The organism is Sulfitobacter sp. HI0040 (assembly GCF_001634885.1).
Lineage (GTDB): Bacteria > Pseudomonadota > Alphaproteobacteria > Rhodobacterales > Rhodobacteraceae > Sulfitobacter.
The window spans coordinates 1-359 of the sequence record NZ_LWEX01000400.1 but is presented as its reverse complement, the minus strand read 5'-3'; the positions used below and the strand labels follow the sequence as shown (position 1 = coordinate 359).

The window sequence follows — 359 nt, the reverse complement described above, 5'->3', positions numbered from 1 at the left end:
CTTGGTGCCGTCGATCAGGAAAAGATCATCGCCGTCGCCGCCTGACAGGCTGTCGCCGCCGCCACCGTAAATCTGGTCGTCGCCCGCGCCGCCGAAGAGCGTATCGCGACCCTCGCCCCCGTGCAGGGTATCGCTGCCGGTGCCGCCATCCACGCTGTCATTGCCAAGCCCCGCATCGACGTAGTCGTCCCCGGCGCCGGCCCTGATGACATCGTCGTTGGACGGATCGCGCACGGCGTCAAACTGCACGTCCGAAAAATAGACCGCCTGCTGAGTGTTGCCGCCGTTGTCATATACGATCTCGATACGCGAGACCGGGCCCGCGATTTCGAACAGCGCGGAACCGGCTTCGCTTCCCG

1 protein-coding gene is annotated in these 359 nt (G+C 65.2%); it reads right to left on the bottom strand.

Annotation, left to right across the window (positions count from 1 at the left end):
- Positions 1-359, bottom strand: a 359-nt coding sequence (locus tag A3728_RS16330) for a calcium-binding protein (RefSeq protein ID WP_443069437.1), incomplete at both ends; no start/stop codon positions are given.